This window comes from Ornithinimicrobium pratense (assembly GCF_008843165.1).
GTDB classification, from domain to species: domain Bacteria; phylum Actinomycetota; class Actinomycetes; order Actinomycetales; family Dermatophilaceae; genus Ornithinicoccus; species Ornithinicoccus pratensis.
The window spans coordinates 44,002-60,055 of record NZ_CP044427.1 but is presented as its reverse complement, the minus strand read 5'-3'; the positions used below and the strand labels follow the sequence as shown (position 1 = coordinate 60,055).

The following is a 16,054-nucleotide window of genomic DNA, read 5'->3' as shown; positions in this document are numbered from 1 at the left end:
CGAGCACCGCACCACCCGAGCGACACACCGCGCGCGTCCCCGGACGTGGGGGACCGCCGCCCTAGGCTGCCGCTGAACCCTCCCGTGGACAGCGAAAGGAGGTGGGTCGGCGGATGTCCGTGCCTGCACGTGACCCTGCGCGTCCGTCGACCCACGAGGCGCCCCGCGCCTACATCGACCACCAACCCCGCCGCGTCGTGCACCGCAGCCCCGACCTGCGCCTCCCGGGCAGCCCGCAGGGCGCCCCGGTGCTCGAACCCACCCCCCGGCGCAAAGGGCCCCGCAGGGGTGGCCGCGGACCGCACGGGGTCACCCCCCGTCCCGGCAACATCCCCGGGCTCGACGGGCTGCGGGCCATCGCGGTGGTCGCGGTCCTTCTCTTCCACTTCCTGCCCGCCACACTGCCCGGCGGCTTCCTCGGCGTCGACGTCTTCTTCGTCGTCAGCGGCTTCCTCATCACCACATTGCTGCTGCGCGAGATCGACTCCCACGGCCGCGTCGACCTGCTGAACTTCTGGCGCCGACGCGCCCGGCGACTCCTGCCGGCATTGGTCCTGGTCGTCGTCACCAGTGTCTCGGTCGCCCGCCTCGTCGGCGGTGACCTGCTGGTCGGGATCGGACGGCAGACCCTGGGGGCGCTCACCTTCACCAGCAACTGGCTGGAGGTCGCAGCCGGGGCCAGTTACTTCCACAGCACCAGCCCCATCCTCTTCGTCAACTTCTGGAGCCTGGCCGTCGAGGAGCAGTTCTACCTCTTCTGGCCACTCGCCCTGGTGGTGGCGTTGGCGTTGACCCGGACCACGCGCCAGCGGGTGTGGGCGGTGGCCGGTCTGGCCCTGGCCTCCACCGTGCTGATGGCGCTGCTCTACACCCCGGGCGAGGACGCCACCCGCGTCTACTACGGCACCGACACCCACCTGATGGGCGTCATGGCCGGCGCCGCCTTCGCACTGGCGTGGGCCGACCCCCAGCTGCGGGCCGGCCTGCGCACCGCGCTCTGGCGCCGCTGGCGCGGCGTCGCCGTCCTGGCCGCCCTAGTCATCCTGCTGGCGCTCATGCGGTGGACGACCTTCACCTCGACGTTCACCTTCCGCGGTGGGATCGCTCTGGCGACGGTGGCCACACTCGTGCTCATCGCCGGCCTGCTGGAGGCGCCCTCGCCATGGCGCAAGATGATGTCGTCGCGACCCCTGGTCTGGGTCGGCGAGCGCTCCTACGGCATCTACCTGTGGCACTGGCCGGTCCTGGTCATCGCTGGTGCCCTGGTGCCCTACACCGACGGGACGACCCGGGGGTATGCCGTCCTGCTGGCCGCCCTGCTCGCCACCCTCGTCCTGGCCGAGCTCTCGCTGCGCCTGGTCGAGCGGCCGGTGCGGCGGCACGGCATGCGGGCCAGCGTCCGCGCGCTCATCGCGTGGGTGACCACCCCGTGGCAGGTCAGCCGGGTGCCCCGGCTGGTGGCAGCCGGCCTGGCCCTGCTGCTCATCGGCACCGCGGTCGCGATCGCCACCGCACCGGAGAAGTCGGCCACCCAGCGGCAGATCGAGGAGACGGAGTCGCGTCTCACCGACGGGGGTGTGCTGGGTGCCGCCGCGGTCGCGAACAGCACCGACTCCGCCGGGCTCGGGGCCGAGCTGGGCATGGGCGAGGAGGCCGAGGGCGCAGGCGGCGAGGCGCCCGGCGAGGGGGCGCCGGCCGACGCCGCTGCGGCGGACGCCGACACCGACGCTGACGCCGATGCGTCTGGCGATGACCTCACCGAGGACACCGCCGGGGAGGCTGCGGATGAGGACGCCTCCGCCGAGCCCGAGGATTCGCAGGAGGGTGAGCCGGCCGGTGAGGTGGCCTCAGTCAACGGGTTGCCCTTCACCGCCGACGAGGACGGCCTGCTGGTGCCGGCGGGCTCCCAGCTCACCGCGATCGGCGACTCGCTGGTCGTGACCAGCGCCGACGGCCTGGCCCACCGCTTCGACGGCATCAACTTCCTGGCGCAGTCCAACCGCCAGTGGGGGCAGGCCGAGGAGGTGCTCACCGCGGCGCTGGCCCAGGACGCGATCCGGGACAACGTCGTGCTCCACCTGGGCACGAACGCCGGCGTCGACGAGGCCGGGCTGCGGGCGGCCCTGGACACCCTGGGGCCCGAGCGCAATGTGGTGGTGATGAACCTCTACGTGCAGGCCACCTTCACCGAGTCCTCCAACCGGATCATCGACGACGTCGTCGCGGACTACCCGCACGCCGTCGTCGGCCGGTGGTCGCAGACCATCGGCCAACGCCCCCAGGACCTGCAGGCTGACCGCGTCCACCCGGACATCGCCGGCATGCACGTCTACGCCGAGGTCGTCGCCCGCGGGTTCGACGAGCTGGCACGTCGCAGCACCTGACGGCAGCGCCGGACTATGGCAGGCTCAGCACCGTGAACATCGTCTTCGTCGAGCCGCACTTCCCCAGGAACCAGCGCGAGTTCCCGCGGGTGCTGGCCCAGGCGGGGGCCAACGTCATCGGGGTCGGCGAGACCCCAGCCGACTACCTGGACGACGAGCTCCGGAGCACGATGGTGCACTACGAGCAGGTCGGCTCGGTGACCAACTTGGGCGAGATGACCGAGGCGGTCCGCCGCATCCAGGACAAGGTCTGGGTCGACCGGCTGGAGTCCACCATCGAGGCCCACCAGCTGGTGGCCGCCCAGGTCCGGGAGGCGCTCGGCATACCCGGCACCTCCGTGCACACCACCTGGCTGTGCCGCGACAAGCCGTCGATGAAGGAGGCCCTGCGCCAGGCCGGGGTGCCCACCGCGGCCTCGACCGGCGCTGACTCCGCCGAACAGGTCTGGGACTTCGCCCGCCAGGTCGGCTACCCGCTCATCCTCAAGCCCCGGGACGCCGCGGGTGCCGCTGACACGATCCGGGTCGACGGTGACACCGAGCTGGGCGCGGCGCTGTCGTCGATGGGCAACTACCCCTCGATCGCGGTGGAGGAGTTCATCTCCGGCCACGAGGGCTTCTACGACACCCTCACGATCGATGGACGGGTCGAGCTCGACTTCGTCTCCCACTACTTCCCGGGCGTGCTGGAGGCCATGCGCACCCGGTGGATCAGCCCGCAGTTCGTGGCCACCAACCGCATCGACGGCGGCGGGCTCTACGAGGAGATCCGCGAGATGGGCCGCCGGGTGGGCGACGCGCTGGGCATCGGCACCTCCGCCACCCACATGGAGTGGTTCCACGGGCCCAAGGGGCTGAAGTTCTCCGAGATCGGGGCCCGCCCTCCCGGGGTGGGCTGCTGGGACCTCTACAACGCCGCCAACGACATGGACGTGTATGCCGCGTGGGCGGAGGCGATCGTGCACGGCCGGGTCAGCCAACGGCCCAGCCGCAGCCACAGCGCCGGCATCATCGCGCTGCGCCCGGACCAGGATGGGGTGATCCACGGCTACAGCGGGCTGGAGGACGTGGAGAACCGATACGGGCGGTGGATCATCGACGCCTACATCCCCAGCCCTGGCACGGGCACCCAACCGGTCGCGGCCGGCTACATGGCCAACGCCTGGATCCGGATGCGGCACCCGGACTTCGACACCCTGCGCCAGATGCTTGACGACGTGGGTCGCACGGTGCACGTGTATGCCGGCTGAGCCCCGCATCACGCTGCTAGGCCCGCAGCGCGAGCCTCACCTCCAGGACGTGGTGCGCTCCCTCGAGCTGGAGGGGTGCCGCTTCGCGACCATCACGGCGGGGTGGCGGGAGCGAGAGGGGGAGGACGAGGTCCTCGACGCCGAGCTGGGCGGCAACACGGTGAACCTGAGGCTGTGGCGCTTGCTGCAGCAGCTGTGGGAGGCCGACCCCGAGTTGGAGGCCGCCGACCGGCAACGTCGCCACGTGCTCGGCGAGATGCAGGAGCTCTACGTCATCGGGCTGCAGAAGGCGGCCGAGGCGCTGCGTGAGATCCACTCCCTGGAGTCCCGCGACGAGCGGGCGGTGCAGATGGCCACCGATGACGTGCTGGCGATCATGCGCGACATGGACGACCGGCACCGGCAGCGGGTCGCGGAGGTGCACCTGGAGTTCTACGCCACCTATGAGCCCGAGCACCGCCCCGCCGTCACCGAGGCCCGTTTCCTGGTCGGACGCCGGATCGCCGACTGCGACGCGGTCGTCATCCCCGGCGGCCACGTGGGGGTGCTGCTCGGCTCGCTGCACATCGCCAACCTGGCGCCGGCGCTCGCGGCGCCCAGCCCGGAGACCGCTGAAAACCCTGACCCCGCGCCCACGCTCTACCGGCCGATCATCGCCTGGGGTGCGGGCGCGATGGTGCTCACCGAGCGCGTGCTGCTCTTCTACGACGACTCGGTCGTAGCCCCCGCCGTCTCCGAGGTGCTCATGGACGGGCTGGCGCTGACCCGGGGCCTGGTCGCCCTGCCCAACGCCACCGCCCGCCTGACGGTCAAGGACCGTGCGCGCATGGCCGTCCTCGCCAGGCGGTGCGCCCCCCGGCTGCCGGTGCTGCTCGACCCCGGCGCCCAGGTGACGCTGACCGTGGGCGGTGAGGTCCCGACCGGCGCGAGGATCGTCGACCCCGACGGCAAGGTCGTCCGACACGACCGGGAGGCCACCGGATGAGCCTGCTGCCCACGCCATACCCCACACCGCCCCGCCACAAGGGCAAGCTGGCGATCAACGAGCTGCGGACCCGCCCGAACCTGGACGAGAACGCGGTCAACGCCTTCCTCCACGAGCGCGAGGTGCCGATCGTCGAGGGCTCGCGGTGCACCTTCCTCTACAAGGGGGAGGTGGACGCGGTCGCCGTGCAGCACCGCATCGTCAACCAGCCACAACATGTGCCGATGCGGCGGGTGGAGGGCACCTCGCTGTGGTACGTCACCATCGAGCTGCCGGCGCAGAGCCGGGTGGAGTACCAGCTCCAGGTGCGTGCCGGGGACGCCGCCGAGACGATCAACGACCCGCTCAACCCGCGCCTGGCGCACAGCCCGGTCGGCTCCTCCAGCGTCTGCCAGGCCGCCGGCTATGAGGTGCCGCACTGGTCCCTGCCGCAGCCCGAGACCCGGCCCGGGGAGCTGGTCGACTTCCCGCTGGCCAGCAAGGCGCTGCGCCGGATGACCCACAACCGGGTCTACCTGCCGGCGCGGTTCCGGCCCAGCAGCCACTACTCGTTGCTGGTGGTGCACGACGGCGATGACTACGTGAACTTCTCCGCGATGCGCACGGTCCTGGACAACCTCATCCACAGCATCGACATGGCCGAGACGATCGTGGTCTTCTCCAACCCCGGGGACCGGATGCGCGAGTATCCGAACTACGCACCCCACGCCCGGCACCTGACCCACGAGCTGCTGCCCGCGATCGAGGAGCGCTGGCCGGTGGTCCGCCGCGCCGACGCCCGCTGCCTGATGGGCGCCAGCTTCGGCGCCGTGGCCGCTCTCACCACCGCCTACCGCAACCCGGGGGTCTGGGACAACCTCTTCCTGCAGTCCGGGTCGTTCGTCTTCACCGACATCGGCAACGACCACGGCGGCGGTCCGGCCTTCGACCCGGTGGTGAAGTTCATGAACCGCTACCGGGCCCGGCCGCGCAAGGTGGCCAACCGGATGTTCATCACCTGCGGGGTCTACGAGCCGCTCATCGTGCCCAACCGCTCGATGGTCCCGGTCTTCGAGGCCACCGGCGCCCAGGTGCGCTATCTGGAGTCTCGGGACGGGCACTCCTGGGAGAACTGGCGCGACCGGCTCCGCGATGGTCTGTCGTGGATCTTCCCCGGGCCGCAGAAATATGTCTATGAATGATGGTAGAGATCTAAAGAAAGTATGAGGTAATACCTGTGGACAAGACGTCATACCTGTTGGTCGACGGTGAGAACATCGACGCGACGCTGGGCAACTCGATCCTCGGCCGGCGCCCGCACCCCGACGAGCGGCCGCGGTGGGACCGGCTGCTCGCCTTCACCCAGGAGCGGTGGGCGCAACCGGCCAAGGGCCTGTTCTTCCTCAACGCCAGCACCGGCCTGCCGATGGCCTTCGTGCAGGCCCTGCGGGCGCTGGGCTATGTGCCGGTCCCGCTGTCCGGAAGTGCCGAGGACAAGGTCGTCGACATCGCGATCCAGCGGACCCTGGAGGCGCTCGGCGAGCGCGATGACGACGTCATGCTGGTCAGCCACGATGGTGACTTCCTCGAGGCGATCACCCCGCTCATGGACGGCCAGCGCCGCGTCGGCCTCATCGCCTTCGAGGAGTTCCGCAACTCAGGCTTCCACGACCTGGTGCGCCAGGGGATGGAGTTCTTCGACCTCGAGCACGACACCAGGGTGTTCAACGCCCCGCTCCCGCGCCTGCGGATCATCCCGATCGAGGAGTTCGACCCGCAGCAGTTCCTCTGAGTCGGGGATTGAACGGGCCCGCCCGTTCGCCCCGCCCCTCGCACGACCGCTCAGGGCGTCACCTGGGGCATGCTGACGTAGTCTCGATGAGGTGAGCCTCGCCGGTCCGACCACCCTGCAGCTGCAGACCCGCTTCGCCCAGGAGCTGCCCGAGCTCGCCCTGCGCTGGCAGGCAGAGCCGGCCCCCGATCCCTCGTTGCTCGTGCTCAACGAGCCGCTGGCCGCAGAGTTGGGCCTGGACCCAGCCTGGCTGCGCGACCCCGAGGGCGTGCGTCTGCTGCTCGGCCTGCACGTGCCTGCCGGGGCCACCCCGGTGGCGCAGGCCTACGCAGGGCACCAGTTCGGTGGCTACTCCCCACGTCTGGGTGACGGGCGGGCGCTGCTGCTCGGCGAGCTGGTCGACGCCGACGGGCGCCTGCGGGACATCCACCTCAAGGGCTCGGGCCGCACGCCGTTCGCCCGGGGTGGCGACGGGTTGGCTGCCGTCGGACCGATGCTGCGCGAGTATGTCATCAGCGAGGCCATGCACGCCCTCGGCATCCCCACGACCCGCTCGCTCGCGGTCGTGGCCACTGGACGTCAGGTGCGCCGGGAGACCGTGCTGCCGGGCGCGGTGCTGACCCGCGTCGCGAGCAGCCACCTGCGGGTCGGCAGTTTCCAGTACGCCCGGGCCACCGGCGATCTCGACCTGCTGCGCCGCCTGGCAGACCACGCGATCGCCCGGCACCACCCCGGAGCGGGGGAGGACGAGCAGCCATACCTCGCTCTGTTGCGGGCGGTGATCGGCGTCCAGGCCGCGCTGGTCGCACAGTGGATGCTGGCCGGCTTCATCCACGGGGTGATGAACACCGACAACATGACGATCTCGGGGGAGAGCATCGACTACGGGCCGTGCGCCTTCATGGAGGCCTACGACCCGACGACGGTCTACAGCTCGATCGACGTCGGCGGGCGCTACGCCTACCGCAACCAACCGGGGGTGGCGCAGTGGAACCTGGCCCGGCTGGCGGAGACGCTGCTGCCCCTGGTGGACGAGGACGAGGAGCGTGCGGTCGAGCTGGCCACGGAGACGCTCGGGTCGTTCGCGGGGGAGTACGACGCCGCCTTCGCCGCAGGTATGCGGCGCAAGCTCGGGCTGACGGGAGCGGTGGAGGACGAGACGCTCGTCCCGCTGGTCAGCGACCTGTTCTCCCTGATGCGTGAGGCCCGCGCCGACCACACCTCCTTCTTCCGCAGCTTGGGTCCCGCCGCGCGAGGTGACGCTGAAGCCGCGCGGGAGGTGGTCCTAGACCTGGCGGGCTTCGACGCCTGGCTCAACCGCTGGCGCGCCCTGGGCCCGGATCCGGAGGCGATGGACCGGGTCAACCCCGTCTACATCCCCCGCAACTACCTGGTCGAGGAGGCCCTGACCGCCGGCACCGAGGGCGATCTGGATCCGCTGCACCAGCTGCTGGAGGCGGTCACCGACCCTTACCGCGAGCGTCCTGGGCTGGAGCGCTACGCGACCCCCGCACCCGAGGACTTCGGCCGCACCTACCGGACCTTCTGCGGGACCTGAGCCACGCGGAAGGCTGTCCCCCCGTCGTCGAGGGGTAGGTTTCCTGGCATGTTCGGACAAGACAGGCAGCTGCAGGCACAGGTCGAAACCCTCACCCGCGAGGTCCGTCTCCTAGAGGACCTGGTCGCCCAGCTGGCGCGCCGGGCGGGGGTGGGCACCGGCGAGCTCGCCGAACTGCGCGGACAGACCCGCCCCGGCATCACCCCGCAGATCCGCGCGCTGGTGGCTCAGGGCAAGCACATCGCCGCGATCAAGGCCTACCGCGAGGAGACGGGCGCCGGGCTCAAGGACGCCAAGGACGCCATCGACGCCTTCGCCGCCGACCAAAGCTGAGCTCGCCCGAGGTCGGGCCAAGGTGTCGCCGGGCGAGTAGGTCATCTGTCGAGGAGTCCGCGATCAGGCCGGTGGCGGGAAGCTGATGCGCATCAGCCGGCTGTCGGCCCAGTCTTCGAGCCGGGTCGGCCGGATGGTGCCGGGGTCGTGGGGCTGGTTGAGATCCGCGACGATCTCCGCCAGCACGGCCTGACGTTCAGCGGGGGCAGTGACCGGCGAGGCCCGTGCAGGCAGATCTGCACCGACCCCGTTCTTGAGGTGGAAAGTGAAGGTGGGATTGGCCAGAAGGTTCGCATGCCAGTCGGTAGCACCCCCGCCGGCGCCGCTACACAGGTAGGTGACGCCCGCAGCTCGGTAGAAGAAGATCTCGATGCGGCGTGGCCGACCGGTGCGGCGTCCCAGTGTCGTGATGTCGATGATCCGTTCGCTGGTGCCTGCGGCGGGGGTGATCTCGATGGCTCGCCGGACGTGATCGGGCAGGTGCGACAAGGACGCGTCCCATACGGAGTCGTGGCCTCCGGTCGCCTCTGGACTGCTCATCCGGTTTCGGCCTGAAGGGCGGGCCCGAGGAGGAGACCACCGTCGATGACGTACTCCGACCCCGTGATGAACGACGCGTCTGATGACGCGAGGAACAAGAGGAGCCGGGTGACGTCGGCCGGCTCTCCAAGTCGGGGGATGGCGAACGGCTCGGGTGAGTAGAAGTCGGCGATTGCCGCGGTGGCACCGGCTGCTGGTTCTTGGATGAAGGGGGTCGCGATGACGCCGGGGTGGATGGTGTTCACGCGGATGTGGTCCCGGCCGAGCTCGAGCGCTGCCGTGTGGGTGAGCCCTCGCACAGCCCACTTGCTGGCGACATACGGCGCGTAGTGCGCGGTGCCGCCCAAGCCCATGGTCGAGGCGATGTTGACGATGGCTCCCCCTGCTGCGCGGCGCAGAGCGGGGGCGGTGACCTTGATGCCGAGGAAGGTCCCGGTGAGGTTGACGTCAAGGATGCGCGACCACGTGGCCTGGTCTGTCTTCTCGATCGGCGCTGGCGGGTTCTGGACGCCCGCGTTGTTGACGAGCACGTGCAGGGCGCCGAAGGTGCTCTCGGCGGCTAACACAGCGGCAGACCACGAGCTCTCGTCGGTGACGTCGAGGTGGGTGAAGCGAGCGCGGGTCCCGAGCTCGTCGGCGAGAGCGGCGCCGCGTTCGGCGTCGATGGCGCCGATCACCACGTTCGCCCCCTCTGCATGAAAGGCGCGTACGTGGCTCGACCCCTGGCCACCGGTCCCACCGGTCACGAGCACGGTCTGGTCGTCGAAACGGGGCATCAGATGTCCTTCGGTACATGGGTGACTGACCGGGGATCATCAGTGATGATGAACGGCGGGCCAATGGCGAGCCAGGTGACTCACCATTGTGCCGACCTTAGACTCCCCGCGATGGTGAGTCAAGTGACTCACCTCGTACGCTCGGTCCATGAGCAGGGTCGTGTCGACGTATCACCAGCGCGTCGCCCAGGAGAAGCGCGCGCTGATCTTGTCGGCCGCGACCGCACTGTTCCTCGAGTTGGGCTACGCCCGGACCTCGCTGGCGCGGATCGCGGAGAGCTCGGGCGTTTCGCGGGCCACTTTGTTCAAACAGTTTCCGAGCAAGGCTGCCCTGTTCGAGGCCATGGTCACCGAGTCCTGGTCATCCGCTGAAGAAGAGGATCCTCCGCCAAGAGGCAACATCGTTGAGGGGCTCGGCATCATCGGTCGCCGCTACGCCGACTTGTTGAGCCGCCCCCAGATGACCGACCTGTTCCGAATCGTCATCGCCGAGCTGCCGCGATTCCCCGAACTCGCCCATGCGCAGTTCTCGCACGGGAAGATGCCCTACTTCGAATCCGTACGCGGCTACCTGCTAGCCGAGCACGAGGCGGGTACCGTGCGGGTCGAAGACGTGGAGCTGGCAGCCACCCAGTTTCTGGGCATGATCTCCAACTACGTCTTCTGGCCGACACTCCTCGTGCCGGGCTGGGAGGTGAGCGCTGATCGCGTCGCTCAGGTGGTCGACGAGGCCGTTCGCACCACCACCGCCCGGTACGCCGCGCCTGGACCGGGGCCGTCGACCAACGACTGATGCCCACCGACCCCGAATGAGTCCCACCGCCATCAGGAGTTGCTGCCTCAGCTAAGTCGCGGCCTCGGCGCCCGCCTCTGCTTCGAGGGCGGCCTGGAGATTGCCCAGCACGAACTCCCAGCCCTGTCGGTAGTCGTCTTGTCCGCTGCTCGGGGTTCGGTGCCGGACGGTGACCGAGGTGCCGCCGTCTATCTCGGCCAACTCGACCCGGACGGCATCCTCGGAGTCCTCGCTGTCCCAGCGCCAGGTGAGTTCGAGGACGTGCGGCTCGTCCACTGAGACCACCTCGCCCTCGACCCCAGTCTGGCCCTCCTCGCTGCGGGCCGACCACCGGCCACCCGAGATCGCCTCCATCTCGTAGATGGTGTCCGGCCAGTGCGGCCACCACCAACGCACCAGGCCCTCGACGGTGGTCCACGCCGCCCACACGTCGGCGATCGGGGCTGCGACCTGCTGGTGGACGACGAGCTCGGTGAAGTCGTCCACGGGGGTGTGGTTCGTGGTCACGATGGGTCCTCCGGGGGGTGCGGCGACAGGGATGGTGTCTCAAAACTGGCGGCGAGCTGCCCCAGCTGGGTTGTCCAGAACGTGCGGGTGCGGTGCAACCAGGCCTCGGTCTCGACGAGGGCCTCCGGGCGCAGGCTCACCGTGACTGTCCTGCCCTGCTTGACGCGACGGACCAGGCCAGCCTCCTCAAGCACGCCGAGGTGCTTGAGGGTGGCCGGGAGGCTGATTGAGGTCTCCCGTGCGAGCTGGGAGACGGTCGCGTTGGTCGTGGCCAGACGCGTGACCATGTGTGCACGGTTGGGATCGCCGAGAGCGGCGAAGACGTCCACATGGTTAACCATATGGATAAGTATGGCTGGAGCTCAGTCAGGCGTCAACACCCACGGGCGCTTGGGCAGAAGAGGATGAGAGTCACGTCTCGGCGACCCCGGTCGATCCGCGTAGGGGGTGGTCACCGGCCCCGCAGCCGTAGCGCCAGGGCCCCCACACCGGCGAACCCGGCGGTGGCGCGGGCCAGCGACGCGCCCACCGTGGCCCAGTCGACCGTGCTCTGACCGGCCAGCTCGTTCGGCACGAGCAGGACCACAGCCAGGTAGCTGCCCCAGGCGGCCAGCGCACCTGTGCCTACGAACGCCAGGACCACCGTGCCGCGCCCCGCGGCCGGCCGGGTCAGCGCCAGGAGCGACGCGGCCACCACGCCGGCCACCACGAGGTCGATCACCCGGTTGCTCTGCGGCACGTCAGCGAGCACGGCATCGGCGATACCGGCCACCACGACGAGCACGGTCGCTGCGCGCAGGGCGACGCGGGCACGTGCACCCGACGGCAGAAGTGGGAGGTGGCCCCACCGCTGCCAGGCATAGATCGCAAACGCCCCCAGCAGACCGATCGCGAGGCCGGTGAAGCCGGCGTAGACCGCTGCGTAGACCCAATCGGCGATCGGCGGGGTCTCTCCGGTCGTGGGCTGCGCGGGGCTGACCGCCTGCCAGACCAGGCTCACGGGCATGGTCACCAGGATCTGCCCGAGCAGTCCGGCACCGATCCACATCGGGGGCAGCACCAGCCACAGCGGGGCCCGGATGCCGCGGCGGAAGAAGAAGACGCCGGCCAGGATGAGCGCCACGACGTCCAGTCCCATGGTCACGGCGTTGAGCACCAGCATGGCGATGCTAGATCCGAACTCCGGGTCCTGCAGGCCAACACCCGACCCCGACAGCCAGGCGATCTTCAGCGCGAGGTAGGGCAGCGTCATCAGGGCGGCAAAGGCCGCGAGCGAGCGGCGCACCGGGCCGACGCGGGGCAGTCCGGGGGGTGGGCTGGCGCCCTCCCTGGACGCGCTGGTGGCTGCGGTGGTTGTCTGTGGGATGTTCATGCCTCTACCGTCCCGCCGGTATGCCGTGCCCCACCTCACGCGCACGGGTGGTCCGTCTCCCTCGCTGGGGGGAGCGTGCAGCGAGGTGCCACTGGGAGGATGGGGGCATGGTCACCCGCTGGACGAAGGGATTGCTCCACCTGCTCGTGGGCGGCGCCTGCGCGGCACTGGTGGCCTGGTTGGTCTTCGGCTTCAGCCAGACGGTGGTCCACACCACTGGTCCGACGCGTGTCGCAATGGCCGCCCTCGTCCTGGTGACCGTGGTCCTCGTGGCGTGGCTGCTGCTGGCTCCGCCGGTGCGACCCGCAGAGGTCGCGCTGGCTCGGGCCCTGCTGGAGGTCGACCTGCCAGACCCCGCGGACACCTCGTCCTGGGGCGCCCGCGGCCGGGGTCTGGTGTGGGCCGCCGCGGTCATCGTCCTGGGCGGTGTGTCGCTGCTCGCCCTGCTGTGGTGCCTGCCGCAGGGTCTCGCCATGCTGGTGCTGGCCTTCGGTGATGCCTCCGGCCGGGTGCTGCCCGCCGGACTCGCGCGTCTTCCCACGGTCCTGCTGGTCCTGCTCGGGCTGCTGGTGGCCGCCACCGGGCTGCTCGTGCAGCCGCTGCTGGTCGCCCTGCTCCGGACTCTCGCTCCGCGCACCCTCGGACCCACGGCCGAGGACCGGTTGGCCCACGCCGCGCAGCAGCGCCGCGAGATGCTCCGCGCCAACGAGCTGGCCCGGGAGCTGCACGACTCGGTGGGGCATGCCCTGACCGCGATCGGCGTGCAGGCCGAAGCGGGAGCCCGGGTTGCGGACGCTGACCCGGCCTTCGCCCGGCAGGCCCTGGAGCAGATCTCGATGACCACGCGGGCGGCCGTCGCCGAGCTGGACGACGTGCTGGGCACGTTGCGCCGGGGCGACCCACACCCGCCGGGGGCACCGTCGCTCCGGGATCTGCTGGCACCCTTCGGGACGGACGGGACGGCGACGGTGCGGTTCGACCTCCCCGGTGAGGTGGACGGCACGGTCGAGCACACGGCATACCGGGTCGTGCAGGAAGCACTGACCAACGCGCGCCGCCACGGCGCGGGCACCCCCACCGGCTCGGTGCGTCTGCAGGACGGGTGGTTCGAGGTGCTGCTGGAGAACCCCGTGGCGACGACGGACGGCTCCGCGCCCCGCACCGGTGGCCACGGTCTGCTCGGCATGCGGGAGCGACTCGCCCTGTTGGGCGGCACGCTGCAGGCAGGTCCGGTCACGGTCGACGGCGAACAGCGGTGGCGGCTGCTCGCCCGCTTCCCCGCCCGGAAGCGGCACTCATGATCCGAGTCCTGGTCGTGGACGACGACGCGATGGTGCGGTCCGGCTTCGCGGCGATCCTGGGGGCCGAGCCCGATATGGAGGTGGTCGGGCAGGCTGCCGACGGCGCGGAGGCGCTGACGCGGAGCCGGCAGCTGACCCCGGACCTGGTCCTGATGGACGTCCGGATGCCCAGGGTGGACGGGATCGAGGCCACCCGACGGCTGCTGCGACTCGATCCGGCGCCGCGGATGCTGGTCGTGACCACGTTCGAGCACGACTCCTACGTGCTGGAGGCGCTGGAGGCTGGTGCGCACGGGTTCCTGCTGAAACGGGCCGGCGCCGACCAGCTGGTGCACGCGGTGCGCACGGTGGCCGCTGCCGACGGGCTGCTGTTTCCCGAGGCCATCCGCGACCTGGTCCGCACGGCCCGCACCGAGCCCACCCGCCAACTGCCGCAGCTGTCCGGGCGGGAGGCTGAGGTGCTGGCCCTGCTCGCCCGTGGGCTGTCGAATGCTGAGATCGCCGGCGAACTGTATCTGGGGCACGAGACGGTCAAGACGCATGTCCGGTCGCTGCTCACGAAGCTGGGGGTGCGTGATCGCACGCAGGCGGTGGTGGCCGCCTTCGAGTCCGGCTTCGTCAGCTAGCCCCGTCCGGTCCGGCTCCGCGACCAGGGTGCCCGCGATGTCGAGCGGCCACGCGCGAGGCGTCAGCCGCTCCGCACTTTCCTGAGTACGGGCACGAAAGAGGCCCCCGTGGCGGGAACAGTCTCTGGCCTGGGGTGAGAGGACTGGAACCCTTGACCCCCTGCTTGCAAAGTCCACGGGTGGGGTACGCGAGGACCCATATCCCCGCAGTTCAGGGCGTTGCACAGCACTCAATCGCGCCGATTGCGTACCCCACTGCAGTACTTTTCTGGGGTACGGTTCGACGTGCGTAGGTGACGAAGCAGGGGGCCATCATCACCGCCCTGGGAGCGACGATGGCTCGGCGCCATCTTGCCCGTCTGTGGAGTGCCGCCGATGCGGCGTCCAAGGTGGGCCCAACGCCCGAGGTATGCGACAGTGTCAAGGGACAGTGGTACTTCCCGGTAGGCGGACAGTAGATCTCCCCGCTGGCGGACCGTTCATCTCCCTGTCCGCGGTCAGCTGATGTCCCTCGAGCGGTCAGGTTAAGGGGATCACCCCCGCGTCCGGTGGTGGCCTCGGCCAGGCGTAGTGAGGTGCCCTCGGTGATGAGGACGTGGGCGTGGTGCAGGAACCGGTCGACTGCGGCGGTGGCCAGGGTCTTGGGCATGACCGTGTCGCACCCGGAGGGGTCGATGTTGCTGGTGACCGCCGGGGAGCGGCGCTCGTAGGTTGCATCGACAAGTCGGTACAACGCCTCGGCGGCGGCCTGCCCGAAGGGCAGCATGCCGATGTCATCAAACGACGATCGGCTCGGCCCGGGTGATCCTGGCCAGACCTTGCTGACCGTCCCGTCGACCGCCGCGCGCCCGATCGCGGCCGTGAGGGACTCCAGGGTGAACCAGGACACCCGCCTGTCCAACCGGTGCTGCTGCTTGTCGGTGAGCAAGTCACACCCGGTGTGCAGGGTGCGGCGGGCTGTACAGCGGGTCGTGGTGGCACCGTGCCCGCGGGTGGCCGGCTGGACACGACGCAACCCTTATCCAGGGCGTCCCGACCAGGGGGACGACATGGATGGAGTTGAGCACGGTGACCGCGTCCGAGAGTTCTTCGGAGGTGGCGGTCTTGAACCCGGAGAACCCGTCCATCGCCCACGACCTGCACCCCCTCGCGCCAGGCTTGGTCGCGGTCGGCCAGCCAGTCCTTGAACGCCTTCTTGGAGCGGCCCTCGACCATGTCCAGCAACCGCGAGGGCCCGGTGCCGTCACGGACGGGGGGAGGTCCTTGATGACGGTGACGTACTTGCCACCGCGGTGGGTGTGCCGTCACACGTGCTCAACGACGCCGACCACGCGGACACCGTCGAGGCGGGCCGGGGCGTCGATAGGCAGGCGCTGGCCTGCGGCCAGGACCGCGTTCGCTGGCGGTGTTCCACGCCACGCCCAGGCCTTCGGCGACGCGCGCCCTCGACAGGTGCTGGCAGACGATCCCGACCAGGCCCCACCACAGGCCGGCGCGGGAGATCTTGGCCCGCGGTTCGGCGGCTGCGGTGGTGTCCAGGCGCCACACGTGCGAGCACTCCGTTCACCGGTAGCGGCGGACGGTGACCAGTAGCGTCGTGGGGCGCCACCCGAACGGCTCGTGCGCCAGCTCCCGGGTCACCGTGTCCCGAGGGACGCCCTGGCAGCCGCACCGCCGGCGCCAGACATCCGGCTCGACGACCCGGCAGGATAGGACGGCACGGTCGGGCTTGAACCGTTGGCCGGTGACCTAGGCCGAGCTCGTCCAGGCCGGTGAAGGTCGTCAGGGCGGGTGAGGGTAGCGTCAGGCACATCGAGGTCTTCCAGGTCGGCGGTGTGAAAACTTCCATCATGGGAAG

Annotated in this window: 15 protein-coding genes and 1 pseudogene; 10 read left to right on the top strand and 6 right to left on the bottom strand. The window is 70.3% G+C overall.

What is annotated here, in order from left to right; translation table 11 throughout:
• Nucleotides 1–113: 113 nt before the first annotated feature.
• The 7 genes from FY030_RS00245 (at nt 114) to FY030_RS00215 (ending at nt 8,281) form a co-directional block, all read left to right on the top strand.
• The gene (locus FY030_RS00245) at nt 114–2,384 is read left to right on the top strand and encodes an acyltransferase family protein (protein WP_158059759.1); all 2,271 of its coding nucleotides are present in this window, start codon (nt 114–116) and stop codon (nt 2,382–2,384) included.
• Nucleotides 2,385–2,416: 32 nt separating this feature from the next.
• Entirely contained in the window at nt 2,417–3,634 is a 1,218-nt protein-coding gene (locus tag FY030_RS00240) for an ATP-grasp domain-containing protein (RefSeq protein ID WP_158059758.1), read from the top strand.
• Entirely contained in the window at nt 3,624–4,619 is a 996-nt protein-coding gene (locus tag FY030_RS00235; protein ID WP_158059757.1) for a hypothetical protein, read from the top strand. Before FY030_RS00240 ends, FY030_RS00235 begins: the two co-directional genes overlap by 11 nt.
• On the top strand, nt 4,616–5,800 hold the full coding sequence (locus FY030_RS00230) for an alpha/beta hydrolase-fold protein (protein ID WP_158059756.1): 1,185 nt from the start codon (nt 4,616–4,618) through the stop codon (nt 5,798–5,800). Before FY030_RS00235 ends, FY030_RS00230 begins: the two co-directional genes overlap by 4 nt.
• A gap of 29 nt (nt 5,801–5,829) precedes the next feature.
• Nucleotides 5,830–6,390 (top strand): NYN domain-containing protein, encoded by a 561-nt coding sequence (locus FY030_RS00225; RefSeq protein WP_158059755.1) that lies wholly within the window; start codon nt 5,830–5,832, stop codon nt 6,388–6,390.
• A gap of 91 nt (nt 6,391–6,481) precedes the next feature.
• Nucleotides 6,482–7,948, top strand: a complete 1,467-nt coding sequence (locus FY030_RS00220) for a protein adenylyltransferase SelO (protein WP_158059754.1) — start codon at nt 6,482–6,484, stop codon at nt 7,946–7,948.
• Between the two features lie 48 nt (nt 7,949–7,996).
• Nucleotides 7,997–8,281 carry a ribosomal L7/L12 family protein gene (locus FY030_RS00215; protein ID WP_158059753.1) on the top strand — a complete coding sequence of 95 codons (285 nt, stop codon included), beginning with the start codon at nt 7,997–7,999 and terminating at the stop codon, nt 8,279–8,281.
• 63 nt (nt 8,282–8,344) lie between these two features.
• Here the strand turns inward: FY030_RS00215 and FY030_RS00210 are convergent, their stop codons facing one another.
• Both FY030_RS00210 and FY030_RS00205 read right to left on the bottom strand, forming a co-directional pair.
• Nucleotides 8,345–8,770, bottom strand: coding sequence for a nitroreductase/quinone reductase family protein (locus FY030_RS00210; RefSeq protein WP_238348477.1), 426 nt, complete (start codon nt 8,768–8,770; stop codon nt 8,345–8,347).
• 47 nt (nt 8,771–8,817) lie between these two features.
• Nucleotides 8,818–9,597 (bottom strand): glucose 1-dehydrogenase, encoded by a 780-nt coding sequence (locus FY030_RS00205; protein WP_158059751.1) that lies wholly within the window; start codon nt 9,595–9,597, stop codon nt 8,818–8,820.
• A gap of 148 nt (nt 9,598–9,745) precedes the next feature.
• Here FY030_RS00205 and FY030_RS00200 point away from each other — a divergent pair, with 148 nt between their 5' ends.
• Nucleotides 9,746–10,390 carry a TetR/AcrR family transcriptional regulator gene (locus tag FY030_RS00200; protein WP_158059750.1) on the top strand — a complete coding sequence of 215 codons (645 nt, stop codon included), beginning with the start codon at nt 9,746–9,748 and terminating at the stop codon, nt 10,388–10,390.
• A 51-nt stretch (nt 10,391–10,441) separates the two neighbouring features.
• Here FY030_RS00200 and FY030_RS00195 read toward each other — a convergent pair whose 3' ends face one another.
• The 3 genes from FY030_RS00195 to FY030_RS00185 form a co-directional block, all read right to left on the bottom strand.
• Nucleotides 10,442–10,897, bottom strand: a complete 456-nt coding sequence (locus FY030_RS00195; protein WP_192498658.1) for an SRPBCC family protein — start codon at nt 10,895–10,897, stop codon at nt 10,442–10,444.
• Nucleotides 10,894–11,238 (bottom strand): ArsR/SmtB family transcription factor, encoded by a 345-nt coding sequence (locus FY030_RS00190; RefSeq protein WP_158059748.1) that lies wholly within the window; start codon nt 11,236–11,238, stop codon nt 10,894–10,896. Before FY030_RS00190 ends, FY030_RS00195 begins: the two co-directional genes overlap by 4 nt.
• 110 nt (nt 11,239–11,348) lie before the next feature.
• Complete coding sequence (locus FY030_RS00185; RefSeq protein ID WP_158059747.1) at nt 11,349–12,269, bottom strand: hypothetical protein; 921 nt, start codon at nt 12,267–12,269, stop codon at nt 11,349–11,351.
• A 107-nt stretch (nt 12,270–12,376) separates the two neighbouring features.
• Between FY030_RS00185 and FY030_RS00180 the strand changes: the two genes are divergently transcribed.
• Together FY030_RS00180 and FY030_RS00175 are read left to right on the top strand one after the other, a co-directional pair.
• Nucleotides 12,377–13,570, top strand: a complete 1,194-nt coding sequence (locus FY030_RS00180) for a sensor histidine kinase (protein ID WP_158059746.1) — start codon at nt 12,377–12,379, stop codon at nt 13,568–13,570.
• Nucleotides 13,567–14,196 (top strand): response regulator transcription factor, encoded by a 630-nt coding sequence (locus FY030_RS00175; protein WP_158059745.1) that lies wholly within the window; start codon nt 13,567–13,569, stop codon nt 14,194–14,196. Before FY030_RS00180 ends, FY030_RS00175 begins: the two co-directional genes overlap by 4 nt.
• 211 nt (nt 14,197–14,407) lie before the next feature.
• Here the strand turns inward: FY030_RS00175 and FY030_RS17250 are convergent.
• Nucleotides 14,408–16,009 (bottom strand): annotated as a pseudogene (locus tag FY030_RS17250) (transposase).
• Between the last annotated feature and the right edge of the window lie 45 nt (nt 16,010–16,054).

Coding starts and splice junctions, on each gene's coding strand:
- FY030_RS00245 (WP_158059759.1), top strand. CDS start 114: ATGTCCGTGCCTGCACGTGACCCTGCGCGTCCGTCGACCCACGAGGCG.
- FY030_RS00235 (WP_158059757.1), top strand. CDS start 3,624: ATGCCGGCTGAGCCCCGCATCACGCTGCTAGGCCCGCAGCGCGAGCCT.
- FY030_RS00230 (WP_158059756.1), top strand. CDS start 4,616: ATGAGCCTGCTGCCCACGCCATACCCCACACCGCCCCGCCACAAGGGC.
- FY030_RS00215 (WP_158059753.1), top strand. CDS start 7,997: ATGTTCGGACAAGACAGGCAGCTGCAGGCACAGGTCGAAACCCTCACC.
- FY030_RS00205 (WP_158059751.1), bottom strand. CDS start 9,597: ATGCCCCGTTTCGACGACCAGACCGTGCTCGTGACCGGTGGGACCGGT.
- FY030_RS00200 (WP_158059750.1), top strand. CDS start 9,746: ATGAGCAGGGTCGTGTCGACGTATCACCAGCGCGTCGCCCAGGAGAAG.
- FY030_RS00190 (WP_158059748.1), bottom strand. CDS start 11,238: ATGGTTAACCATGTGGACGTCTTCGCCGCTCTCGGCGATCCCAACCGT.
- FY030_RS00185 (WP_158059747.1), bottom strand. CDS start 12,269: ATGAACATCCCACAGACAACCACCGCAGCCACCAGCGCGTCCAGGGAG.
- FY030_RS00180 (WP_158059746.1), top strand. CDS start 12,377: ATGGTCACCCGCTGGACGAAGGGATTGCTCCACCTGCTCGTGGGCGGC.
- FY030_RS00175 (WP_158059745.1), top strand. CDS start 13,567: ATGATCCGAGTCCTGGTCGTGGACGACGACGCGATGGTGCGGTCCGGC.